The 22,146-nt window shown below is 69.2% G+C and carries 26 protein-coding genes and 1 tRNA gene; 11 read left to right on the forward strand and 16 right to left on the reverse strand.

Annotated features, from left to right (window positions below; genetic code table 11):
- Positions 1-45 precede the first annotated feature (45 nt).
- Both OHS16_RS16125 and OHS16_RS16130 read left to right on the forward strand, forming a co-directional pair.
- Entirely contained in the window at positions 46-1,551 is a 1,506-nt protein-coding gene (locus OHS16_RS16125; protein WP_328537909.1) for an MFS transporter, read from the forward strand.
- A 64-nt stretch (positions 1,552-1,615) separates the two neighbouring features.
- Positions 1,616-2,380 carry a TetR/AcrR family transcriptional regulator gene (locus OHS16_RS16130; RefSeq protein ID WP_328537910.1) on the forward strand — a complete coding sequence of 255 codons (765 nt, stop codon included), beginning with the start codon at positions 1,616-1,618 and terminating at the stop codon, positions 2,378-2,380.
- A 38-nt stretch (positions 2,381-2,418) separates the two neighbouring features.
- On the opposite strand, the gene OHS16_RS16135 is transcribed toward OHS16_RS16130, so the two are convergent.
- The 4 genes from OHS16_RS16135 to OHS16_RS16150 all read right to left on the reverse strand — a co-directional run bounded on the left by OHS16_RS16135 (position 2,419) and on the right by OHS16_RS16150 (position 7,168).
- Positions 2,419-2,889: a PPOX class F420-dependent oxidoreductase gene (locus OHS16_RS16135; protein ID WP_328537911.1), complete on the reverse strand. Its 471-nt coding sequence runs from the start codon at positions 2,887-2,889 to the stop codon at positions 2,419-2,421.
- Positions 2,890-3,228: 339 nt separating this feature from the next.
- Positions 3,229-4,047, reverse strand: a complete 819-nt coding sequence (locus OHS16_RS16140; RefSeq protein ID WP_328537912.1) for a YceI family protein — start codon at positions 4,045-4,047, stop codon at positions 3,229-3,231.
- A 127-nt stretch (positions 4,048-4,174) separates the two neighbouring features.
- The gene (locus tag OHS16_RS16145; RefSeq protein ID WP_328537913.1) at positions 4,175-6,667 is read right to left on the reverse strand and encodes an MFS transporter; all 2,493 of its coding nucleotides are present in this window, start codon (positions 6,665-6,667) and stop codon (positions 4,175-4,177) included.
- A 30-nt stretch (positions 6,668-6,697) separates the two neighbouring features.
- The gene (locus OHS16_RS16150) at positions 6,698-7,168 is read right to left on the reverse strand and encodes a MarR family winged helix-turn-helix transcriptional regulator (protein ID WP_328537914.1); all 471 of its coding nucleotides are present in this window, start codon (positions 7,166-7,168) and stop codon (positions 6,698-6,700) included.
- A 212-nt stretch (positions 7,169-7,380) separates the two neighbouring features.
- Here OHS16_RS16150 and OHS16_RS16155 point away from each other — a divergent pair, with 212 nt between their 5' ends.
- On the forward strand, positions 7,381-7,593 hold the full coding sequence (locus OHS16_RS16155; protein WP_328537915.1) for a hypothetical protein: 213 nt from the start codon (positions 7,381-7,383) through the stop codon (positions 7,591-7,593).
- A 475-nt stretch (positions 7,594-8,068) separates the two neighbouring features.
- Here the strand turns inward: OHS16_RS16155 and OHS16_RS16160 are convergent, their stop codons facing one another.
- The 8 genes from OHS16_RS16160 to OHS16_RS16195 all read right to left on the reverse strand — a co-directional run bounded on the left by OHS16_RS16160 (position 8,069) and on the right by OHS16_RS16195 (position 12,359).
- Positions 8,069-8,920 carry an RNA polymerase sigma factor SigF gene (locus tag OHS16_RS16160; protein ID WP_328537916.1) on the reverse strand — a complete coding sequence of 284 codons (852 nt, stop codon included), beginning with the start codon at positions 8,918-8,920 and terminating at the stop codon, positions 8,069-8,071.
- A 212-nt stretch (positions 8,921-9,132) separates the two neighbouring features.
- Positions 9,133-10,023 carry an RNA polymerase sigma factor SigF gene (locus OHS16_RS16165; RefSeq protein WP_443042626.1) on the reverse strand — a complete coding sequence of 297 codons (891 nt, stop codon included), beginning with the start codon at positions 10,021-10,023 and terminating at the stop codon, positions 9,133-9,135.
- A gap of 181 nt (positions 10,024-10,204) precedes the next feature.
- Positions 10,205-10,498: a Dabb family protein gene (locus tag OHS16_RS16170; RefSeq protein ID WP_328537917.1), complete on the reverse strand. Its 294-nt coding sequence runs from the start codon at positions 10,496-10,498 to the stop codon at positions 10,205-10,207.
- A gap of 26 nt (positions 10,499-10,524) precedes the next feature.
- Entirely contained in the window at positions 10,525-10,689 is a 165-nt protein-coding gene (locus OHS16_RS16175; RefSeq protein WP_328537918.1) for a hypothetical protein, read from the reverse strand.
- 127 nt (positions 10,690-10,816) lie between these two features.
- Positions 10,817-10,901 (reverse strand) — tRNA-Ser (locus OHS16_RS16180).
- Between the two features lie 81 nt (positions 10,902-10,982).
- The gene (gene tadA / locus OHS16_RS16185) at positions 10,983-11,447 is read right to left on the reverse strand and encodes a tRNA adenosine(34) deaminase TadA (RefSeq protein WP_328537919.1); all 465 of its coding nucleotides are present in this window, start codon (positions 11,445-11,447) and stop codon (positions 10,983-10,985) included.
- 17 nt (positions 11,448-11,464) lie between these two features.
- A complete protein-coding gene (locus OHS16_RS16190) occupies positions 11,465-11,992 on the reverse strand; it encodes a tRNA adenosine deaminase-associated protein (RefSeq protein ID WP_328540864.1) in 528 nt (175 codons plus the stop codon).
- Between the two features lie 154 nt (positions 11,993-12,146).
- Positions 12,147-12,359 (reverse strand): hypothetical protein, encoded by a 213-nt coding sequence (locus OHS16_RS16195; RefSeq protein WP_328537920.1) that lies wholly within the window; start codon positions 12,357-12,359, stop codon positions 12,147-12,149.
- A gap of 92 nt (positions 12,360-12,451) precedes the next feature.
- Between OHS16_RS16195 and upp the strand changes: the two genes are divergently transcribed.
- Positions 12,452-13,087, forward strand: a complete 636-nt coding sequence (gene upp, locus OHS16_RS16200; protein ID WP_328537921.1) for a uracil phosphoribosyltransferase — start codon at positions 12,452-12,454, stop codon at positions 13,085-13,087.
- An 87-nt stretch (positions 13,088-13,174) separates the two neighbouring features.
- On the opposite strand, the gene OHS16_RS16205 is transcribed toward upp, so the two are convergent.
- The 3 genes from OHS16_RS16205 to OHS16_RS16215 form a co-directional block, all read right to left on the reverse strand.
- On the reverse strand, positions 13,175-13,807 hold the full coding sequence (locus OHS16_RS16205; RefSeq protein ID WP_328537922.1) for a LytR C-terminal domain-containing protein: 633 nt from the start codon (positions 13,805-13,807) through the stop codon (positions 13,175-13,177).
- 93 nt (positions 13,808-13,900) lie between these two features.
- Positions 13,901-14,197, reverse strand: coding sequence for a type II toxin-antitoxin system VapB family antitoxin (locus tag OHS16_RS16210; RefSeq protein ID WP_328537923.1), 297 nt, complete (start codon positions 14,195-14,197; stop codon positions 13,901-13,903).
- A 218-nt stretch (positions 14,198-14,415) separates the two neighbouring features.
- Positions 14,416-15,060 carry a TetR/AcrR family transcriptional regulator gene (locus OHS16_RS16215; protein ID WP_328537924.1) on the reverse strand — a complete coding sequence of 215 codons (645 nt, stop codon included), beginning with the start codon at positions 15,058-15,060 and terminating at the stop codon, positions 14,416-14,418.
- 77 nt (positions 15,061-15,137) lie between these two features.
- On the opposite strand from OHS16_RS16215, the gene OHS16_RS16220 reads away from it, so the two are divergent.
- A complete protein-coding gene (locus tag OHS16_RS16220; RefSeq protein ID WP_328537925.1) occupies positions 15,138-15,830 on the forward strand; it encodes an epimerase in 693 nt (230 codons plus the stop codon).
- A gap of 115 nt (positions 15,831-15,945) precedes the next feature.
- On the opposite strand, the gene OHS16_RS16225 is transcribed toward OHS16_RS16220, so the two are convergent.
- Positions 15,946-16,275, reverse strand: a complete 330-nt coding sequence (locus OHS16_RS16225; protein WP_328540865.1) for an ArsR/SmtB family transcription factor — start codon at positions 16,273-16,275, stop codon at positions 15,946-15,948.
- Positions 16,276-16,369: 94 nt separating this feature from the next.
- On the opposite strand from OHS16_RS16225, the gene OHS16_RS16230 reads away from it, so the two are divergent.
- The 6 genes from OHS16_RS16230 to OHS16_RS16255 all read left to right on the forward strand — a co-directional run bounded on the left by OHS16_RS16230 (position 16,370) and on the right by OHS16_RS16255 (position 22,131).
- A complete protein-coding gene (locus OHS16_RS16230; protein WP_328537926.1) occupies positions 16,370-16,765 on the forward strand; it encodes a VOC family protein in 396 nt (131 codons plus the stop codon).
- A gap of 109 nt (positions 16,766-16,874) precedes the next feature.
- Positions 16,875-17,240 (forward strand): PadR family transcriptional regulator, encoded by a 366-nt coding sequence (locus tag OHS16_RS16235; protein ID WP_328540866.1) that lies wholly within the window; start codon positions 16,875-16,877, stop codon positions 17,238-17,240.
- Positions 17,237-18,250 (forward strand): hypothetical protein, encoded by a 1,014-nt coding sequence (locus OHS16_RS16240; protein ID WP_328537927.1) that lies wholly within the window; start codon positions 17,237-17,239, stop codon positions 18,248-18,250. Before OHS16_RS16235 ends, OHS16_RS16240 begins: the two co-directional genes overlap by 4 nt.
- A gap of 81 nt (positions 18,251-18,331) precedes the next feature.
- Positions 18,332-19,090: an IclR family transcriptional regulator gene (locus OHS16_RS16245; RefSeq protein WP_328537928.1), complete on the forward strand. Its 759-nt coding sequence runs from the start codon at positions 18,332-18,334 to the stop codon at positions 19,088-19,090.
- A gap of 144 nt (positions 19,091-19,234) precedes the next feature.
- Complete coding sequence (locus OHS16_RS16250) at positions 19,235-20,548, forward strand: PP2C family protein-serine/threonine phosphatase (RefSeq protein ID WP_328537929.1); 1,314 nt, start codon at positions 19,235-19,237, stop codon at positions 20,546-20,548.
- A gap of 197 nt (positions 20,549-20,745) precedes the next feature.
- Positions 20,746-22,131 carry an FAD-binding oxidoreductase gene (locus OHS16_RS16255; protein ID WP_328540867.1) on the forward strand — a complete coding sequence of 462 codons (1,386 nt, stop codon included), beginning with the start codon at positions 20,746-20,748 and terminating at the stop codon, positions 22,129-22,131.
- Positions 22,132-22,146 lie beyond the last annotated feature (15 nt).

A 22,146-nucleotide genomic window follows, 5' to 3' on the forward strand; every position in this document is an offset into this window, starting at 1 on the left:
TGCCCGCACCCAGCCGCCCGAAGTCGTACACCAGCAGGAGACGGAATGACGGCCACCGCCGCCGAGCAGCAGAACACCCGTACCGGGCACCCGCAGCGCTGGCTGATCCTCGGGGTCATCTGCCTCGCCCAGCTCACCGTGCTCCTCGACAACACGGTCCTCAATGTCGCGATCCCCTCGCTCACCCGTGAACTCGACGCGTCGACCGCAGACATCCAGTGGATGATCAACGCCTACTCGCTGGTCCAGTCGGGTCTGCTGCTCACCGCGGGCAGTTCCGCCGACCGCTACGGCCGCAAGAAGATGCTGATCGCCGGCCTGGCGCTCTTCGGCGCCGGATCGCTGGTCGCCGGGCTCGCCCAGTCCACCGTCCAGCTGATCGTGGCCCGTGCCGGCATGGGAGTCGGCGGCGCGCTGCTGATGACCACCACGCTCGCCGTGGTGGTGCAGATCTTCGACGACACCGAGCGGGTCAGGGCCATCGGCCTCTGGTCCACGGTGAACTCGCTCGGCTTCGCCGCCGGACCGCTGATCGGAGGGACGCTGCTCGACCACTTCTGGTGGGGTGCGATCTTCCTGGTCAACATCCCGGTGGCGGCCGTCGGTCTGGTCGCGGTGATCGCCCTCGTACCGGAGTCCAGGAATCCGTCCGGTGACCGGCCCGATCTGCTGGGTGCGCTGCTCTCCACGGTCGGTATGACCGCCGTCGTCTACGCGATCATCTCCGGCCCGGGGGACGGCTGGACGTCCGCACGGGTCCTCGTGTCGGCCGCGACCGGCATCGTCTTCCTGGCCGCCTTCGTGGCCTGGGAACTGCACGTCCCCCATCCGATGCTCGATATGCACTTCTTCCGCAACCGGCGCTTCGTAGGAGCCGTCGCCGGGGCGGTCCTGGTCGCCTTCGGTATGGGCGGCTCGCTCTTCCTGCTCACCCAGCACCTGCAATTCGTGCTCGGCTACGGGCCGTTGGACGCCGGGCTGAGGACCGCGCCGCTCGCTCTCACCATCGTGGCGCTGAATCTGACCGGTGTATCGGCCAGGATGCTGCCCAGGCTCGGCACCCCCGGGACCATCGCCACCGGGATGACCGCGCTCGCCGCAGGGCTCGCAGCGATCGCCGTGCTCGGCGGGGACAGCTACGCGGGCATGATGCTGGGGCTGGTGATCATGGGTGCGGGTATCGCGTTCGCCATGCCGGCGATGGCAAACGCGATCATGAGCGCGATTCCCCCGGAGAAGGCGGGTGTCGGCGCGGGCGTCAACGGCACCCTCGCCGAATTCGGCAACGGCCTGGGCGTCGCGGTGCTGGGAGCGGTGCTCAACTCCCGCTTCTCCGCACTCGTTCCCACGGCGGTGGGCGCTGCCTCGCTGCCGGCCGCCCTGGCCGCCGCCACCGGCCCCGGCGAACGCGCCCGTATCGCCGATGCCTTCGCCACCGGGGTGCAGACCAGTCAACTGGTCGGCGCGCTCGCCGTGCTCGTCGGCGGACTGCTGGCCGCCGTGCTGCTGCGGCGGGCCGAGCGGGCGGAGGCCGCGGCAACAGCGGCATGACCAGCAGCGCCATACCATCGACAGTGGCAGCCGGCTGATCTACGAATTCCGGAGGAGGCGCGTCATGGCGACTGCGGCCGACCGTGCGAAGGGTCCCGCGCGGACCAGTGTCTGGCTGGAGGGCAAGGCTGCTCGCCCCCGGAGAACCGATCAGCCGGCCGGCCTGGATCTGGAGAAGATCACCGCGGCGACGGTCCGGCTGCTCGACTCGGAGGGCCTGTCGAAGTTCTCCATGCGCCGGCTCGCCGCCGGTCTCGGGGTGACGGCCATGTCGGTCTACTGGTACGTGGACACCAAGGACGACCTCCTCGAACTGGCCCTCGACTCGGTGATGGGCGAGCTGTCCGTCCCGGCGCTCGAGGACACCGGCCAGTGGCGCGAGCAGCTCCGTCAGCTCGCGTCCGGTTATCGCGGCCTGCTGGTGCAGCACCCCTGGGTGTCGCCGCTCATCGGCGAGTTCCTCAATATCGGCCCGCACTCGATGGTCTTCTCGACGGCGGTCCAGCGTGTGATGCGCAGCAGCGGCCTGCCGCTGCGCGGACAGACGGGCGGCCTCTCGGCGGTATTCCAGTTCGTGTACGGGTTCGGCACCGTCGAGGGCCACTTCAGGGACCGCTGCCGGCGGGCCGGGATGAGCCAGGACGAGTACTTCCGCCAGGCCATGGGCACCATCAGCGAACAGCCCGGCCTCCGCGAGACGTTCGAGGAGGCCCAGGATGTGATGGACGCACGCGGTGGCGACACGGTCGAGGAGATGCGTGAACGGGACTTCCGGTTCGCCCTGGATCTGCTGATCGCCGGCATCGAGGCCAAGCGCGAGCTCTCGTAGGGGTGCTGACGCAGGGTGAGCGGAACTCCGGACAGGTTCTAGTCGCCCTCAGCGAGCCGCGCGGGGAAACCGCCGGTGGCGATGGGGCTCCAGCGCTCCGGGGTGATCCGGATGATGGACTTGCCCTGCTTGACCATGGCGGCGCGGTACTCGTCCCAGTCCGGGTGCTCTCCCGAGATGTTCCGGAAGTACTCGACCAGCGGCTCCACGGAATCGGGCGAGTCGATGACCTCGGCGCTGCCGTCGACCTGGACCCACGGTCCGTTCCACTCGTCGGACAGCACGATCACGCTCACCCGTGTGTCGCGCCTGGCGTTACGGGTCTTCGCGCGCTCCGGATAGGTGGACATGACGAGCCGGCCGGAGTCGTCCACTCCACAGGTCAGCGGTGAGCCCTGGGGCCGGCCGTCGGACCGGGTGGTCAGCAGGATGGCCCGGTGCCTTTCGCGGACGAACTCCAGCAGTTCCGCGAGTTCGACGGCGGTGTTGCTTGCGATGTTGGGTGCCATGACCGCACGATACGTCGCCCTCCGGGAAGTCTGCGGAAGCCGCCGGAGAGCCGCTGCTGGCCGGGGCCCCCTGAAAAAACGTGAGCACATTGGTCCCTGTTGTCCTCAGGATGCTCAGGTGAGCGGCCTGAGGACATTCCAGCCCGGTGTGTTCACGTTTTTCGAGGGGTACCGCCGTGCGCGGGCCCATCGGCATCGTCCCGGGCCCGCGCTGGCCGCCGGAACGCCCGGCGCATGACACCGCTGCCGGTACCACGGGCACGCGGCTGCGTACCTGTGGCACCGGCAGGAGGGTGCGTGCGGTCCGAGCGGGGCGGCCCAGGACCGGTCGGGCGGCTGTCAGACGGCGGGCAGGGAGTCGCCCTGGACCGCCTGGATGTCCAGCTCGACCTTCAGCGTGGTGCCGATCGCCGAGATCCCCGCCTGGACCACCTGGTTGTAGTTCATCGCGAAGTCCTCGCGACGCAGTTCCGCCGTGGCGTGGAAGGCCGCGCGGACCCCGCCCCACGGGTCCGGCCCGGTGCCCAGATAGCTCAGATCCAGATCGATGTCCCGTGCGACACCGTGCAGGGCCAGTTCGCCGTGGACCGTCCAGCGGTCAGGTCCCGCCGGTACCACCCCGGTGCTGCTGTAGGTGATCTGCGGGAAGTTCTCCACATCCAGGAAGTCCCCGGATTTCAGATGGCCGTCCCGCATGGCGTTGCCGGTGTCGATCGAGGCCGCCGAGATGACCGCTTCGACACGCGACTTCTCGACGTCGTCGGCGATCTCGATGCGGCCCACGAAATCGGTGAAACGGCCGTGCACGCTGGAGATACCCAGGTGCTGGGCGACCGCGCCCACCGAGGAGTGCGCGGGGTCGAGCGTCCAGGTCCCCGGCGGCGGGAGTTCCACTCCGCCCTGCCTGGCCAGTACCACCGTGCCCACATCGGCCCGGCCGCTCGCGGTGACGAACGCCGTCGAAGCCGCGGGGGCGTAGCCGACGGCCGTCACGATGACGGTGTGCGCGCCCGGGGTCAGCGGGGCGTCGGCGTGCACCGCTCCGTTCTCGTCGACTGCCGCCCGCAGCACCTGGCTGCCGGTCATGTCGGTCACGGTCACCACGGCGTGCTGTACGGCCCAGCCGTCGCGCGTCCGTACCTGTGCGCGAAGTCCCATCCCGTTCTCTCTCTCCTCCAAGAAGTGGGCCCCGGCCGGTGGTGCGGGCCGTCCCCTGCCCACACCACCGTGTCCGGGGCCCGTGCCCCACATCCGCTGGGGCAGCCTGTACGCGGACCTGCCGGTCCTACTCGCCCGGGTGGGCCAGCTCGATGTCGTGTCCGTCGACGCCGCTTCCCGCGACCGTCAACGAGCCCGCCACCGGGGGGTAACCCGTCGCGATGACCGTGTACTCGCCCGAGTTGAGGTCGGCGAAGCCATACGCTCCGTCGTTCCCGGTGGTCGCGGTGGCGACCACGTTTCCTGCCGCGTCGACCAGGGTCACCCGGGCGTCGGGCAGTGGCCGCCGGTCGGCCCCGCCGCGTACGACGCCCTGGACCAGGGCGCCGGACTGCAGGGCGGCCTCGATACGGGTCACACCCTGGCCGCCGACCTCCACCGGCATGGCCAGCGGCCGGAAGCCGGTCGCGTTGACCGCCACGGTCACCGATCCGGGGATCAGCTCGGCGAAGGTGAACTCGCCCTGCGCACCCGACTTGCCGGTGGCCAGTACATCGCCGCGGACGTCGGTGACGACGACCATGGCGCCCTCGATGGGGGCGCCGCCGTCGACGGCCTTCACCAGACCTGCCAGGCCGCTGGTGCCGGACAGCAGGATGTCGTACGAGAGTTCCTCGTCGGACACCACCACGGTGGACGCCTGCGGCTGGAAGCCGTCGGCCGAGGCGATCAGGACGTACGAGCCGGAGCCCGGCGCGTCCACCGCGTAACCGCCGTCCAGCTGGGAGACCGCACGGCCCAGCTGGCGTCCGGCCAGCGAGATCAGCGTGACGGCCGCATGGCCGACGGGTGCGCCTTCGGCGCCTCGGACCACACCGCGGACGGCGATGCCGGAGGTGGGGGCGGGCTGCATCGGCATCGTCTCCTCGGGACTCGGAACACTCGGGACACTCACGGCGTCGGGAGCCGGGGCGGCGACCTCCGCGGGGGCCGCCTCAGCGGCCAGGGCAGCGGCGGGCTCCGGCTCGGGCGCGCCGGCGGCGCGGGTCCGCAGCGGGACCTCCTTGATGAAGAGCGTCACCAGGAGGGCGACCAGCGCGCACGGGGCCGCGAACAGGAAGATGTCGGCGACACCGTGCCCGTAGGCGCTCTCCATGATCGTGCGGAGCGGGGCGGGCAGCCTGGCCAGGTCGGGGACCGAACCGTCACCCATCGCCTTGGAGGCGAGCCCGGCCCCCTTGGGCCCGAGGTCCGTCAGGCCCTCGGTGACGAAGTGGGTGACGCGGTTGCCCAGCACCGCACCCAGTGCCGAGACGCCGACCGCACCGCCGAGGGAGCGGAAGAAGGTGACGGTGGAGGACGCCGAACCGAGGTCCTGCTGGGACACCTGGTTCTGCGTGCAGAGCACCAGGTTCTGCATCATCATGCCGATGCCGAGACCCATCAGCGCCATGAAGATCGCCACATGCCAGTACGTGGTGTCGTACCGGATGGTGGAGAGCAGGCCGAGCCCCGCGGTCACCAGCACACCGCCGCTGACCAGCCAGGCCTTCCAGCGGCCCGTCTTGGTGATGAACTGCCCCGAAACGGTCGACGAGATGAACAGACCGCCGATCATCGGGATCGTCATCACACCGGACATCGTCGGCGACTTGCCGCGAGCCAGCTGGAAGTACTGGCTGAAGAAGACGGTGCCGGAGAACATCGCGACACCGACGAACAGCGAGGCGATCGACGCCAAAGTGATCGTGGGGTTGCGGAAGAGCCTCAGCGGGATGATCGGCTCGCTCGCCTTGGACTCGACGAGCACGAAGAGCAGGCCGAGGACGATGGAACCGCCGACCATGGCGTAGGTCTGCCAGGAGATCCAGTCGTACTTGTTTCCGGCGAAGGTGATCCAGATCATCAGCAGCGAGACGGCCGCGGCCACGAAGAAGGCGCCGCCCCAGTCGACCTTGACGTCCCGCTTGATGACCGGGAGCTTCAGGGTCTTCTGCAGCACGATCAGCGCGATGATCGCGAACGGCACTCCGACGTAGAAGCACCAGCGCCAGCCGAGCCAGCTGGTGTCGGTGATGACACCGCCGAGCAGCGGGCCTCCGACGGTCGCGACTGCGAATGTGGCACCGAGGTAACCGCTGTAGCGACCCCGCTCGCGCGGGGAGATCATCGCGGCCATCACGATCTGGGCGAGGGCGGAGAGACCGCCGACGCCGATGCCCTGGACGACCCGGAAGACGATCAGGGTGGAGGCGTTCTGCGAGAGTCCGGCCGCTGCCGAGCCCAGGACGTAGACGATCAGGGCTATCTGGACCAGCAGCTTCTTGCTGAACAGGTCGGACAGCTTGCCCCACAGCGGGGTGGTCGCCGTCATCGCCAGGAGGGACGCGGTGACGACCCAGGTGTACGAGGACTGGCTGCCGTGCAGATCGGCGACGATCTTGGGCAGTGCGTTGGTGACGATGGTCGACGACAGGATCGCGACGAACATGCCGAGCAGCAGCCCGGACAGTGCCTCCATGATCTGCCGGTGAGTCATCGGCGCACTGTCGTCGGGGGTGGGATGCCCCCCGTGCTTGGCGTGGCCGCCCCGCACACCTGCCGGTGTGGTCGTAGCCATGAAATTCCTCTGTCTCTACTTACTCGGGTGTTAAGCGGGTGTTCGGGTGTGCCCGTGGTGACCGGCCCAGGCCCGGCAGTCGCCGAAGCTGCTGCGCAGCCGGGCCAGCAGCACGTTGAGCTGCCCGACCTCGTCGTCGGACCAGTCGCTGAGGGTGCGAGCGAGGGTTGCGATGTGGCGCTCGGCGAGGTCGTCGAGCATGTCCGAGCCGGCGGCGGTGAGCCGCAGGATGCGGGAGCGCTTGTCGACGGGGTCGGGAGACCGCTCGATCCAGCCGCGCTCCGCGACGTGGGTCACATGCCGGCTGGTCACCGACATGTCCACGGCGAGCAATTCGGCGAGCCGGCTCATCCTCATCTCGCCGTGCTGCCCGAGCAGGGACAGCACGGCGGCCGACCCGGTGGGGCACTCCGGCGGGAGGATGCGCGACAGGCCGCGCTTGACGGCGCCGATGGCACTCAGCTGGCGTGCCAGTTCCTCGAACTGGCTCTGCTCGGCCACGGCCCCTCCCTGTGTGGATCCTATGTTGTTGCTTGAGGCAACCATAGAAGCTGTTGGTTGCTGAAGGCAAATTAAATGCTGCACCACGGGGTAAAGGAAGGTGAAAGGATTTGCATATGTGAGGTCAATGAGGGTGGGTCTCGTGTGCGCGGTCAGGACCGGGTCGGCCCGGGGGTTGGGCGGAACCCACGGGTTCGCTAGGGTCCTGCCTCATGGCACACAACCCCCAAGCGCCCCAAGGCCCCGAGGGCAACTACGACCCGGCGGGCAGCACCCAGATGTTCCGCGCCTTTGTCGACGACGGTGTACCGCAGGGTGCGCAGCCTGCGGCTCCCCAGCAGCAGGCGGGTCCGAGAATCGGCCTGATCGTCGCCGTGGTCGCGGTGATCGTGGTTCTCATCGGCGTGGCCGCACTCGCGATCTAGGGACCATGTCCGGGATCGCCCCCGCATGTCGGGTGCGATCCGGAAAGAACCCGTCCCCGTCCTCCCTCTCCGGCTACCGGCCGGCGGAGACCCCGGTCTCTACGTGCCTTCCCAGCGGCACCCGCCGGTCATCCCCACACCCTGCACGTGCTGCACCCGGCCGCGCCGGCGGCGATCCGCCCCGGCAGCGGCCGGTTCGTCCACCGGGCCCGAACCGGTCCGGCCGGGCCGGTTCGGCCGATGCGTGCCGCGGCGGTCCGCGCCGTCGCGCTGCGTGCCGCGGCCAAAGACGGGTCCCGAGCGGGACTCACGGCCGGGCGCGGATGGCGTACCTCGGGGCCCGGCGGACGCGGGACGGCCTCGCAGGGCGCCACGGGCGTCATGGGCGGCCGGGTGGCCACCTATGGGCCGGTGGCCACCCGTGGGCAGCCGCCGGCCACCCTCCGGGCGGACGCCGCTACTTCCCGGACGCGCCCTAGTCGGCGATCAGCCCCTCGCGCAGCTGGGCCAGTGTCCGCGTGAGCAGCCGCGAGACGTGCATCTGCGAGATACCGACCTCTTCGCCGATCTGGGACTGCGTCATGTTCGCGAAGAAGCGGAGCATGATGATCTGCCGTTCCCGAGGCGGGAGTTTGGCCAGCAGTGGCTTGAGCGACTCCCGGTACTCGACGCCCTCCAGCGCCGTGTCCTCGTACCCCAGACGGTCCGCCAGGGATCCCTCGCCACCGTCGTCCTCGGCGGACGGGGTGTCCAGGGAGGACGCCGTGTACGCATTGCCCACCGCGAGGCCGTCGACCACGTCCTCCTCCGATACGCCGAGCACAGCGGCGAGTTCGGGGACGGTGGGTGAGCGGTCCAGCTTCTGGGCGAGTTCGTCACTGGCCCTGGTCAGCGCGAGCCGCAGCTCCTGGAGACGGCGCGGGACCCGCACCGACCACGAGGTGTCGCGGAAGAAGCGCTTGATCTCGCCGACCACGGTCGGCATCGCGAACGTCGGGAATTCGACGCCGCGTTCACAGTCGAACCGGTCGATCGCCTTGATCAGGCCGATCGTGCCGACCTGGACGATGTCCTCCATGGGTTCGTTCCGGCTGCGGAACCGCGCCGCGGCGTACCGGACCAGCGGAAGATTGAGCTCGATCAGCGTGTCCCGTACGTAAGTGCGCTCCGGGCTGTCCGGTTCCTGGGAGGCCAGCACGGCGAGCCGCAGGAAAAGGGAGCGGGACAGAGTGCGGGTGTCGATGGCGCCAGAGCTCGGCAATTCGGAGCTGAGTGTCTCCGGTGCGTCTTTCGTGAGCACCTTCGAGCTGCCCTGTTCTGCGGACATGCCACCCCCTTGAGGTCGCGGACGGTCGCGGCGGACGCTCCCGTCGGAGGAACGCAGCCTCCACCTGAATACCGGAGGGGGGACTGCGGCAAACGCGCTTCCAGCAGAATGTCACATGTCGGCAACACGCTGTAGCGCCAAGTCGACATATCTGCGTCGGAAAGAGAGGGTGTGCCGCATTTGTTCCGGAAGGGCGGGTTCACTCCTGCCGGTTACGCCTCGATCCGATTTGCGGATCGGAGCCGCGCGAAGCTTCTGGCTAGCAGCCGTGACACATGCATCTGCGAAACGCCCAGCTCCTGGCTGATCTGTGACTGGGTCAGATTGCTGTAGTAGCGCAGCATCAGGATCCGTTGCTCGCGTTCGGGCAGCTGGACCAGCAGATGGCGGACCAGATCGCGGTGTTCGACCCCGGCCAGTGCCGGATCCTCGTATCCGAGACGGTCGAGGAGCCCGGGAAGACCGTCGCCCTCCTGGGCCGCTTCGAGCGACTGCGCGTGGTACGAGCGGCCCGCCTCGATGCAGGAGAGGACCTCCTCCTCGGTGATGCGCAGCCGCTCGGCGATCTCGGCCGTGGTCGGGGACCGGCCGTGCAGGGTGGTCAGATCCTCGGTGGCGCCGGTGACCTGGACCCACAGCTCGTGCAGCCGGCGGGGCACGTGCACGGTCCGCACGTTGTCGCGGAAGTACCGCTTGATCTCGCCGACCACGGTGGGCATCGCGAAGGTCGGGAACTGCACACCGCGGTCCGGGTCGAAGCGGTCGATCGCGTTGATGAGTCCGATGGTGCCGACCTGGACGACGTCCTCCATCGGCTCGTTGCGGCTGCGGAACCTGGCGGCGGCGTAGCGCACCAGCGGCAGGTTGGCCTCGATCAGCGCGGACCGCACCCTGGTGTGTTCATGGCTGCCCCGCTCGAGGTCCTTCAGCCGGGCGAAGAGCACCTGGGTCAGCGCCCGGGTGTCCGCGCCGCGGCTCTTGGCGGGCGGGGTCTCCTCGATCTGCGGCAGTGGGGACGTCTGGGGCGGTTGAGGTGTCTGTGGCAGGTGAGGTGACGGGGATGAGGAGGTCGCTGACACTCCAGGCGCAGTACTGGCCGGCACGGTCAACGCCACCCCTTTTTCAGTCAATTCCTCCGTCAAAAGCGGTCATAGCATCACAAGAAAGATGCACCCTGCGCAAGCACCGCATAACGCCGTGTTGGTTGTCAAACCGTCTCGGATGCATAAAAAAACCCCACACCGGGAAGGCGTGGGGCCGCGCGCCCGGAGGGCGCAGGGTGTCTCAGAAGGGGTAGTCGGCGATCACCCAGGTGGCGAACTCGCGCCACTGCCCCGCGGCCGCCTGATGGTCGGGGTGCTCGATGTACCGCTTCAGCGCATCGGTGTCCCGGACCGCCGAGTTGATGGCGAAGTCATAGGCGATCGGGCGCTCGGTGATGTTCCAGGCGCACTCCCAGAACTCCACCTCGGGAATCACGTCCCCGAGTTCCGCGAACGCCTTCGCGCCGGCCACGACTCGGGGCTCGTCGCGCGAGACACCCTCGTTGAGCTTGAAGAGGACCAGATGGCGGATCAAGGAACACTCCTCGGGGACGAACGGACTCAGCTGACCAGTTCGGTCATGAACTGGCCGACACTCTTCGCGGCGTTCGAGATCCCTTCGAACCCGACCTGGACCAGGTCGGCCGATCTGGCAGGGGAAGTGATGATCGTGTACAGCACGAAGACGACGACCATATAGAGAATGATCTTCTTCGCTTGCACCATTCAGCCCTGCTTCCCCTGTGGTCCTGAGCGTCGCGAGAGTCTAACCGCACAGGGCTTCGAAGGATCAAGAGGCTCCGAATGGATGCTCGAAGGGCCCCGGCGTACTGCCGGGGCCCTTCGTCAAGAGCGGTAGCGGAGGGATTTGAACCCTCGGTGAGTTTCCCCACACTCGCTTTCGAGGCGAGCTCCTTCGGCCGCTCGGACACGCTACCGAGAGAGAGCTTAGCCCAAGGTCGGCCGTGCTCCGAAATCGGCCTCCCCGGACCCCGGCGCGACGGCTCTCCGAGGACCGCTCAGCGGTCTCTGAAGAAGGAAGTCAGCTGCTCGGAGCACTCGTCCGCGAGCACCCCGACGATCACTTCGGGCCGGTGGTTGAGCCGCCGGTCCCGTACGACGTCCCAGAGCGAGCCCACGGCGCCCGCCTTGGCGTCGGTGGCACCGAAGACCACCCGGTCCACCCGGGACTGCACGATCGCGCCCGCGCACATGGTGCAGGGCTCCAGGGTGACCACCAGAGTGCATCCGGTCAGCCGCCAGGAGCCGAGCGCATCGGCGGCACGCCGGATCGCCAGGGTCTCGGCGTGCGCCGTCGGATCGCCGGTCATCTCGCGCTCGTTGTGGCCCGCGGCGAGCTGCGTGCCGTCCCCGGACAGCAGGACGGCACCGACCGGCACATCGCCGCCGAGTGCGGCGAGCCCGGCCTCCGCCAGGGCACGCCGCATCGGCACGGCCCAGGGGTCTCGGACAGGGTCGTGCATCACTTCTGAGGATTCATCTAGCGCACGGTCTCCAGCACTTCGGCGGCGCCGAGTGCGTCGGCGATGTCCGAGAGAGCGTCGGTGCCCAGGGTCAGCAGCTCCTTCTCCGTCACGCCGAGGTCGGCGAGGATGGTGATGTCTCCGAGCGGGCCCGGAGGTACGGCGTCGCCCGGGTCGGCCGCCTCGTCCTCGTCCTCCTCGCGCTCACCGTCCTCCGTACCGTCGAGGTCGACAAGTTCTTCCAGGACGTCCGGGTCCTGAGGGTCCCGGCCGAGCAGTTCGTCGGTGAGCAGGATCTCCCCGTACGAGGAACGGCTTGCGGCTGCGGCGTCCGAGACGTAGATCCGCGGATCCTCCTCACCGTCGACCCGGACGACGCCGAACCAGGCGCCTTCCTGCTCGATGAAGACAAGGACCGTGTCCTCGTCCGGCGAAACATCCCGGGCGAGGTCGGTCAGATCGCTGAGGGTTTCCACATCGTCGAGTTCCGTGTCGCTCGCTTCCCACCCGTCTTCGGTGCGCGCGAGCAGTGCGGCGAAGTACACCGTGACTCTCCCACTGGTCATAGGTGTGATGTCCGAATGGGCGCGCTGTGCCTCGCCCACTTGGAATCGTGGCAGAAACAAGGCCATCGCGAGAGGTCTTCGGCCCCAGGTTTCCGTGTTGCTTCCGGAACTCGGTAAAATTCTCGGGCTGCCGCTACCAGCGGAAGGTGCGCATGCGCATCGCCTGACGCATCCGCGCGACCTTGGCACGCCTGGGCTGTACCCGGTCGCGGAGCTCCTTGGCCTCGTTCAGTTCGCGGAGGAACTGTGCCCGGCGCCTCCGACGGTCGGCGGCACTTTCCTGGGCGAGTCCCAGGTCGTGTCCCTGGTCGTGTTCGCGTGCGCTCTCGTTCTCGGGCTCCGGCATGGGCGACACCACCTTCTTACGTGTCCACCTTCCCCCCGGCCGGGACGTTGATGCCAGCGCAGGGCGGGCCTGGGCCCGGTTACCGTTGTCCTATGCGTATCCATGTCGTCGACCACCCGCTGGTGGCGCACAAACTCACCACCTTGCGCGACAAGCGCACCGATTCCGCCACCTTCCGGCGGCTCGCCGACGAGCTGGTCACTCTGCTCGCTTACGAGGCCACCCGCGATGTGCGGACCGAGCAGGTCGACATCGAGACCCCGGTGACGTCCACCACCGGTGTGAAGCTGTCCTACCCGCGTCCTCTGGTCGTCCCGATCCTGCGGGCGGGCCTGGGCATGCTCGAAGGCATGGTGCGGCTGCTGCCGTCCGCCGAGGTCGGCTTCCTCGGGATGGTCCGCAACGAGGAGACCCTCGAGGCCTCCACCTACGCGACGCGGATGCCCGACGACCTTTCGGGCCGTCAGGTGTACGTGCTCGACCCGATGCTGGCGACGGGTGGCACGCTGGTCGCCGCGATCCGTGAGCTGATCAAGCGTGGCGCCGACGACGTCACCGCCGTGGTGCTGCTCGCGGCGCCGGAGGGTGTCGAGGTCATGGAACGTGATCTGGCGGGGACCCCGGTCACGGTGGTCACGGCCGCCGTCGACGACCGGCTGAACGACCAGGGCTACATCGTGCCGGGGCTGGGCGACGCGGGCGACCGGATGTACGGCACGGTCGACTAGTCCCCCGTCCGGCAGTGTGCCCGTTGCGCCGCCGCTCCGCGGCACGCCGGTGCGGGGCGCGGAGCCGGGCCCTGTCCTCGGGGACCGTCAGCACTTTCCGGAGGGCGCCGGCCGGGGATGGGCCAGTACGGCCATCGCCTCGGCGGCCTCCTTCGGCGTGTCCAGGTCCTTGAACGCGGTACCGATGATCAGGTCGACGTCCTGGGTCGCGCGGGTGTCGGTCTTCTGCTCGGCACCCTTCAGCTGGGTGCCGAGTACGGCGAACGGGCCCGGTGACGTCTTGCCCGCTCCGAGCAGCAGCCCGGCGCCCTTGACCTTCTTGTCGTAGGCGGCCGGGGCGTTCCCCACCTTGCCGATGGCGAAGCCGCGCTTCTTCAGCTCGTCGGCGGTGGTCTTGGCGAGACCGCTGCGCGGGGTCGCGTTGTAGACGTTGACCTTGATCTTCGCCGGCTTGGGCAGCACCTTCGGTGCCGTTGCGCCCGCGGCACGGGAGACCGTGTGTTTGCACTTCTTCTGGCCCGCGGCCGACGCCTTGTCGGAGCCGCCGGTGAAGACGTCGATGAGCTGCAGCGATCCCCAGCCGATCAGGCCGAGGACGACCACGGTGGCCAGCAGGCCGAAGATGATCCGGCCGCGACGCCGGGGGCGCTGCATTCTCGGGTAGGTGTCGCCCGTGATGCGGTACTTTCCGCCCATGCCGGGGGGTGTGAGCATGCTCATGTGCGCAGCGTAGTGCGGCTTGGCGACGATGCGAACTATCTGATCATCCGATGACCGCCGGATGGGCAAAAATGGCCCCGAAAGGCCCAGTGATCAGCCCATTTCAAGCACGCGGGCGTGCAGTACCTGTCGTTGCTGCAGCGCGGCGCGCACGGCCCGGTGCAGTCCGTCCTCCAGATAGAGGTCGCCCTGCCATTTCACGACGTGCGCGAAGAGATCTCCGTAGAAGGTGGAGTCCTCCGCGAGAAGGGTCTCGAGGTCCAGCTGGCCCTTGGTGGTCACGAGCTGGTCCAGCCGGACCGGGCGCGGCGCGACATCCGCCCACTGCCGGGTGGATTCCCGGCCGTGGTCGGGATAAGGCCGGCCGCTTCCGATGCGCTTGAAGATCACACGGAAAGCCTACCGGGGATGCGGCGGCGGGCGCAGCCTCGCCGCAGCAGTGCAAAGCCGGTGTTTCGCTCGTTACGGGGGCGAATCACCGGCTGAACTTCTCCTCCGGTGACGCGGTGGCCGGGATCGCCCCCGGGCGGGCCCGGGCCGGGGAGGGGGAGTGCTGCTCCGGGCACGGGATCGCCGCGCCGGGCGTCCGTCGTCAGGGCGTCCGTCCGTCAGCGCAGAGTGGGCAGGCCCGCGGCGAGCGCGGACAGCGCTCGGTGGAGTGTCGGAAGCAGCGGCGGGCAGGCCGCGGCGAGTTCGGGCTCCAGGGCGTACAGCTCGGCCAGCACCGGCGGCGGCGTCGCCACCGGGTAGAGCGAGCCCGCGAGGGCGGCGGCCGCCGTGACGAGGTCGGTTGCCTCTCCCCCGGTCAGGCCGGGGAGGGCCCGGGAGACATCTGCGCCCAGTGCGCGGACGGTTGCGAGCACGGCGTGCTTGAAGATGCGTGCCGCATCCAGCGAGATGTTGTGTTCCAGGGTGGTCGCGGTGTGGCTGAGCAGGTCGCAGAAGAGCGGTCGCTCGGCCAGTGTTCCGGCCAGCACGGTCACCGCGTCGTCTCCCGCGCCGAGCCGTGCGCTCACCGCTTCCCGCCATTCCCGCCAGCCCTCGGCCGTGAGCACCAGGAAGATCTCTTCACGGGTGCCGTAGTACCGGATGACATTGGACTTGGCGAGTCCCACCACTTCGGCGACGCTGCCCAGCGTCACCCCGCGCACGCCGTGCTCGAGGGCAAGCTCACCGGCGGCCGCGAGAATCGTCTCGCGCCGCTGCTGCTTCTGTTCCGGCCTTCGGGCCCGGACAAATCCCTCTGATGACATGGCTCGGTCAGCATACGAGAGCAGCAGAAGGCCTGCATTTCCTTATTATCGCAACACCATTCTGTTATTCTGCCGCCATGAAGGTGATTCTCTTCGGTGCATCCGGAATGGTCGGTCAGGGTGTGCTGCGCGAGTGTCTGCTCGACCCGCGGGTGGAGAGTGTCCTTGTGGTCGTACGGAAATCGCTCGGTGTGCGGCACCCGAAACTCGCCGAGGTGATCCACCGGGACTTCCTTGATTTCTCCATGCTGTCGCGGGAGTTCGCGGGCGCCGACGCCTGCTTCTTCTGCCTGGGCATCTCGTCGGTCGGCCGGGGGGAGGAGGAGTACACGCGGGTGACCCGCGGCTACACCCTCGCCGCGGCCCGGGCGCTCCCCGCGGACCCGGCGCTGACCTTCGTGTATGTCTCGGGTGAAGGCACCGACAGCACCGGGCGCGGCCGCTCGATGTGGGCGCGGGTGAAGGGCCGTACCGAGAACGAACTCCTGGCGATGGACTTCCACGCTTACATGTTCCGGCCCGGTTATATCCAGGCGATGCACGGAGCGACCTCGAAGACCCCGCTCTACCGGTGGTTGTACCGGGTGGGTTCCTGGCTGTATCCGGTTCTGCGGCGGGTGATTCCCGGTCACGTGACCACGACCGAGAATGTGGGGCGCGCGATGCTCGAGGTCACCGGATGGCAGGGAAGCGGCGAACACGTGCTGGACAGTGCGCGGATCAATCTGGCCGCGTGGGCCTCGGGGACCGAGGGCGGCAGTACGAGCTGAATCCGGCGCTTTTCCGCGACCGCTGCGGGACCGTCGTGGGGAAGTGGCAACTCCCCTTCGTGGCAGGCGATCCGGCGGAAGCCGTCGCTACCGTCCATTCCTGGAATCGCGGACCTCAGCCCGCGCCGTCCTGGCGTACCGGGGCGAGCCCGGTGAACAGCCGGCCGAGCGAGGCGACGGCCTCGGGCCGGGCCGAGTAGCAGATCTGGGTGCCCCGGCGGAGCGTGGTGACCAGGTCGGCCTCGCGCAGCACCTTGAGGTGCTGGCTGATGGTCGGCTGGCTCACCGCGAAGAGCTCGGTGAAATCGCATGCGCAGGTGTCCGGCCGGACGGCCAGTTCGCGCATCATGCCCAGGCGCACGGGGTGGGCGAGCGCCTTCAGCATCGCCACCTGCGCCTGGGTCTCGGCGGTGTCCTCGAGGTGCTTTCCGGTCCGGGGGGTCATCACGTTGACAGAGTATCAAGATCTGACTATATAGTTAAAGCGCTATATAGAAGCTGGTTCAGTCGCGTGAAGTCGCTGTGTGAAGGGGAATGCCATGCGCGTGATCGGATTCGACCACCTCGTTCTCAATGTCGCCGATGTGGAACGGTCTCTTGCCTTCTATTGCGGGCCGCTCGGCCTCGAACCGGTCCGTGTCGACGACTGGCGGTCCGGCAAGGCGCCCTTCCCCTCGGTGCGGGTGAGTCCCGCCACCATCATCGACATCGTGCGGGGCGCGCGGGGATCCGGTACGCCGCGGGGCGCGAACGTCGACCACCTGTGCCTGGTCGTCGAACCGCTCGACTGGCAACAGGTCATCGATTCCGGCGAGCTGACCGTGGTGGACGGCCCCGGCAGGCGCTTCGGCGCCCAGGGCACCGCCCAGTCGGTGTACGTCCAGGACCCGGACGGCAACACCATCGAGCTCCGCTGGTATCCGCAGAACGCCTGAGGTTTCTCCCCCGGCGGCCGGACCCGGCGCGGGAGGCGGACGATTCCGTAGCTCGGCCCGCGCTATATATCGGCTTCCAGGATATACTGGCGACATGGCTTCCAGAGGCATGACCCAGGCGGCGTTCTTCGTGCTCACGGCGCTCGCCGACGAGCCGCGGCACGGGTACGGAATCCTTCAGGAGGTCGACGAGCTGTCCGCGGGCGAGGTGCAGCTGCGGGTCGGCACGCTCTACGGCGTTCTCGACCGGCTGGCCGCCGACGAGCTGATCGTCCTGGACCGCGAGGAGGTGCAGAACGGCCGGCTCCGGCGCTACTACCGCCTCACCGATGCGGGGGAAACGGCGCTGGGTGCCGAGGCGGAGCGGATGGCCACCGGCGCGCGCGCCGCTGTCGAGCGGATAGCGGCGGGGCGCCGACCAAAGCCCGTACCGCCCGTGACCCCTCGCCCCGGAATCGCTGGAGGCTCCCTGTGACCACTCTTCTGGAACAGCGCTACCGCAGCGTGCTGCGGCTGCTCCCCTCCTACTACCGCGAGGCACGGGAGGAGGAGATGGTGGAGACCTATCTGCACGGCATCGGCGAGGGCGACCAGGACGAGATGCGGCCCGACCTGGGCGAGGTGGCCAGTGTTCTCGCCCTCGCGGTCCGCACTCGGCTGGGTGCCGTCGGCGCACCTCCGGGCTATGCCGCGCTCGGTGAATCCGTACGTCTCTTCGCCCTCTTCGGCGTGCTGCTGCAGGCCACCGACGTGCTGACGGAGGCGGTGCTGAACCTGACGTGGGCCGGTGGATCGGCCGCCGACCGGTCGATGTTCTTCCGTACCTTCACCGGCCACGGTCTGTTCGGCGGGACCCTCGCGGCGGTGATGTGGCTGCTGCCGCTGCTGTGGACCGCGGCGTATGCGGCACTGTTCAGGGACCACCGGCGGGCCGCCCGGCTGTGCGCCGTACTCGCCGCGCTGCCGGCCGCGTTCCACCTCGGCACCGATCTCCTCACGCAGCCGGGTCCCGCGACGGCCGCTCTCGCCATGCCGACGGCGGTTTTCGCCTGGCTGACCGCTCTCGCGGTGTGCTGCGGATTCCACGCCGATTCCCGGCCCGCCCGGCTGCCGGCCGTTCCCCCCGGGCTCACGTTCATGACTGTCTGTGTGCTGATGGGTGCGTCGGTCGTGCTGTGGCCCGCCGGCGCCGATTCGGAGTGGGCGGCCGGGACGGCGTTCACCGTGGCCGCCGTCGGATGGCTGGTGCTGCGCCACCGGTCGGCCGTCCATGCCGCGGACTTCGCCACGCCGCTCGCGCTGGCCGCCCTCGGCCTCGTGGTGCTGACGCTGCGCCTCGGCGTGCTCTCGCTGCTGAATGACGCGCAGGCGCCGGGGGGCCTGCTCATCGGCGCGACGGGGCAGGCCGTGGCCATTGCTCTGGTGGTCATGGCGCTCGCGGCCGCCGGCGCCCGCGGGCTGACCGCACGGCTGCGTACCGGCTGAACCCCGCTGCCGTGGGCGGACGTGCCCGGCCGGCACCCGGCGCCCCTTGCCGCCCGGAGACCGCGGAGGCAAGCTGGAGATATGGGTGCTCAGGACGGCCCCACGCTCATCACGTCCGTGCAGCGGGCCTTCCGTCTGATGGAGGCCGTAGGGGTACACGAGGGCGGCGCCCCGGCGAAACAGCTGGCGCGCGAGGCGGGGCTGCCGCTGCCGACCACCTACCACCTGCTGAGGACGCTGGCCCACGACGGCTACGTCCGCAAACTCGACGACGGCGGGTTCGTCATCGGGGACAAACTGGGTCTGCTGCACGACGGAAGCCGGGCACAGGAACTGCTCACCCGGGTCCGTCCGACGCTCACCGCACTGCGGGACGAACTGTCGGCCGCGGCCTATCTGACGTTCTACGAGGACGGCGAGATCCGGGTCGCCGAGATCGTCGACGGCCCGCTGGCTCCACGGGTCGATCTCTGGGTGGGCTTCGAGGACGCGGGACACGCCACCGCGCTGGGCAAGTCCGTGCTGCGTGAGCTGGACGACGACGCGCGCAGCGACTACCTCTCCCGGCACTCCCTCAGCGATCTCACGCCCCGGACCATCACTCACCCCTTCGAGTTGCTCCGGCGGATCGACACGGCGCCGACCGCTCCGCTCGTGATGGACCAGGAGGAGTACGCACTCGGCACGGTCTGTGTCGCGGTGCCCGTGTACAGCGGTGACAAGCTCGGTTCGCTCGGTGTCTCCTTCCGGGCCGACCGGCTCTCCCGGGCCGACGAGGTGCGGGAGAGGCTGCTGTCGACAGCGGGACGGGTGACCAGAGGGCTCTCGTTCACCGCGTGACCCGGGTCCTCGATCCGCCGCGTCAAGGGGCCTAGTTCACTATCTGAAAACCTTGCTCTTGTGGCACCCCCGCCCACCCCTGTTTCCTATACGAAACGGACGAAACGGGTAGGCGTGAACCAAGCAGCGAACCGCAGGGGAGACATGAGTCGGGCGGCCCAGGCACACCAGCACGATCACCGGACGGCCCGGATGGGCACCGCGCGGGCGCACCGTGCGGCGGCACGCAACCGGCCCCGGATCGACGGCCGCCTGTTCACCGTCCTGCCCGCTCTGATCGTCTCCGCGGTGGCGCTCCTCGCGCTCGTCGGCGGAGCCGGGATGATCTGCCTGCCGCTGCTCGTGGTCGGGCCGGCGCTGGCCGCCGCGCTCAACCGGCCGTACGTCGTCCTCGCGATCGGGCTGCTGGCCGTGGCGCTTGGCGCAGTGCTGGGTGTCCGCAGCGGTGCGCCGGGTGCCGAACAGGCGATCGTGCTGTCCGCTCTGGCCGCCGTCATCCTGGCGAGCAGCCTGGAGAGCGTGCTGCGGTGCCGTCGTGAACGGATTCTGGCGGACGTCAGGTCGGTGGCCGAGGCCGCCCAGCACGCCCTGCTGAGGCCGGTGCCATCGGTCGTCGGCGACTTCCAGGTCGCGGTCCGCTACAGCGCCGCGGCGGCCGAGGCCCGGATCGGCGGTGACCTGTACGCCCTGGTGCCGACCCAGTACGGGATCAGGCTGATCGTCGGCGATGTGCGCGGCAAGGGCCTGCCTGCCGTGGGCACGGCCGCCCTGGTGCTGGGGGTCTTCCGGGAGGCCGCCTATGACGAGCCGGATCTGGTGGATGTCGTGGCAAGGATCGAGCGGAGCCTCGCGCGCAACCTCGGAGCGGACGACTTCGTCACCGCGGTGGTCGTCGGGTACCCCGGCGACGGGACCATGGAAGTGGTCAACTGCGGCCATGTGTCCCCGCTGCTGGTGAGCGCTCGCGGCATCACGGCAGTGGAAACGGCCCGCCCCGCTCCTCCTCTCGGGCTGGGCGCCATCGGTGGTGAGCCGCCGAGCGTGCAGGTGCTGCCGTTCACCGACGGCGACCAGTTGCTCCTCTACACGGACGGGGTCACCGAGGCCCGCGACCAGAAGCGCGAGTTCTATCCGCTCACCGAGCGGCTGGCGGAGCATCTGTCGGACGACCCGCACGGCACCCTCGACCCCCTGCACCAGGAGCTGCTGGCGTATGTGGGCGGGCGGCTCCACGACGACGCGGCACTGCTGCTGGTGAGGAAACCGCATGCCGCCGTTCCGGCGCCCGAAGCGGGTGCCGCGGCTCCGGTGCCCGAGGCGCATGCCGCTGTTCCGGCGCTCGAAGAGGATGCAACGGTTCCGGTGTCCGCCGCCACGGTGCCCGCCGCCACGGTGCAGGCGCCGGCCGGCTGCCGGGCCGCTGCCGAGCCGGTGTGCGAGGAGCCCTTCCCGGTCTGAGCCGGAGCCGTCCGGCGGTGTCCGGCGGGTGCGGGGATGCGGCGTGTCCTCAGCGGAGAGAGGCTGGTTATGTCAGCCCTGTGGCGCCCGGCCGTGATACCGGTCGTCTGAGCACTGGCGTGCAACTGCCCACCGGCGCCCGGCAGGGAATGGTCCGGACGGCTATCGGCCGTACCGGGCTCTACGAGGGGCACGTCATGGACGGCACCACGGTGGAGGGGATGCGGGACGCACTGCGTGGCCCCGTCATCACTCCGCGGGAAAGCGAGTACGACTCGTCCCGGAACATCTACAACGCGATGATCGACCGGCGCCCCGCCGCGTTCGTGCGGTGCGCGGACGCCGGGGACGTCATGGACGCGGTGGACTTCATGAGGGACCGAGGTATGGACCCGGCGGTCCGCGGTGGCGGTCACAGCGGTCCGGGACTGTGCCTGGTGGACAACGGCATCACGATCGATCTGTCCCCGATGCGCGGGGTGCGGGTGGACCCGGTCGCGGAGACGGCTCAGGTGGCCGGCGGCAGCCTGCTCGGTGATCTCGACCATGCCGCCCACGCCTTTGGCCTGGCCACCCCTTCGGGCATCATGTCGACGACGGGTGTCGCCGGCCTCACCCTCGGTGGCGGGCACGGCCACCTCACCCGTAAGTACGGTCTGACCTCGGACAACCTGCTCTCCGCCGATGTGGTGCTGGCCGACGGCAGCTTTGTCACGGCGAGCGAGAGCGACCACCAGGACCTGTTCTGGGCGCTGCGCGGCGGTGGCGGCAACTTCGGCATCGTCACCTCGTTCACCTTCCGGTTGCATCCCGTGCACACCGTGTCTCTCGGGATCTCCCTCTGGACGCTCGACCACATCCGCGAAGTGCTGCGGTGGTACCGCGAGTTCCTGCCGCAGGCGCCCGACGACCTGAACGGTTTCTTCGCGGAGCTCACCGTTCCGCCGGCGCCGCCGTTCCCCGAGGAGATACACGGACAGAAGATGTGCGGTGTCATCTGGTGCTGGACGGGGGACCCGGACCGGGCGGAGCAGGTCCTCTCCCCGGTGAACGAACCGGCCCCGCCCGCCTTCCACTTCAGCGCCCCGATGCCCTACCCCATGATGCAGATGATGTTCGATCAGCTGCTGCCACCCGGTCTGCAGTGGTACTGGCGCGGGGATCTCTTCGACCGTATCCCGGACGAGGCCATCGAAGTCCACGAGAAGTACGCCCACGCGCTCCCCACCGACCTGTCGACCATGCACCTGTACCCGGTCGACGCCGCCGCCGGCCGGATGGACCGCGACAGCACCGCGTGGAATCACCGGGACGCGGTCTGGTCGGGCATCGTCGCCGGCATCGATCCCGACCCGGCCAACGCCGAGGCCATCAGGCAGTGGAGCACCGGCTACTGGGAAGCGCTGCACCCGCACTCGATGGGCGGTGCCTACGTGAACTTCATCGGCGCGGGCGAGGGCCAGGACCGGGTCAGGGCCACCTACGGCGAGCACTACGACCGGCTGGCCGAGATCAAGCGCACGTACGACCCGCAGAACTTCTTCCACGCCAACCAGAACATCGCGCCCGCCGTGCCCGTGTGACGGTGTCCCGGTGCT

Origin of the sequence: Streptomyces sp. NBC_00344, assembly GCF_036088315.1 — a bacterium.
In the GTDB taxonomy this organism is placed as follows: domain Bacteria; phylum Actinomycetota; class Actinomycetes; order Streptomycetales; family Streptomycetaceae; genus Streptomyces.